Annotated in this window: 1 protein-coding gene; it reads left to right on the top strand. The window is 65.1% G+C overall.

The genetic code is table 11. The annotated features are described in order from the left end of the window. The coding region (locus tag J4E53_RS30570; RefSeq protein WP_207268299.1) for an AMP-binding protein at nt 1-455 on the top strand (455 nt) is incomplete at both ends.

The following is a 455-nucleotide window of genomic DNA, read 5'->3' as shown; positions in this document are numbered from 1 at the left end:
AAAAAGGTCCTGCGCCATTCGCCCCCCCAGCACTTGCTCAACGGCTACGGGCCGACGGAAAACACCACCTTCACCACCACTCACGCCATCACCCTCGCGGATGCGTTGGCCGGTGACATTCCCATCGGCCGGCCCGTGGGCAACACCCAGGCCTACGTGTTGGATGAACAGCGCCGCCCAGTGCCGATTGGGGTGGCCGGCGAGCTGTACGTTGGTGGTGATGGACTCGCCCTGGGGTACCTGAACCAACCCCGACTGAGCGAAGAACGCTTCGTCGCCAACCCCTTCAGCCAGGCGCCCGGGGCACGCTTGTACCGCACTGGCGACCTGGTGCGCTGGCGCGCCGACGGCGTGCTGCTGTTTCTGGGCCGCAATGATTTCCAGGTGAAGATCCGTGGCTTTCGCATCGAGTTGGGGGAAATCGAAGCCCAGCTCAAGGCCCTGCCGGGGATCGG

This window comes from Pseudomonas sp. FW305-28 (assembly GCF_017351395.1).
Lineage (GTDB): Bacteria > Pseudomonadota > Gammaproteobacteria > Pseudomonadales > Pseudomonadaceae > Aquipseudomonas > Aquipseudomonas fluorescens_AA.
The sequence above is the reverse complement of the archived record's forward strand: the minus strand, read 5'-3'. Positions and strand labels throughout refer to the sequence as shown.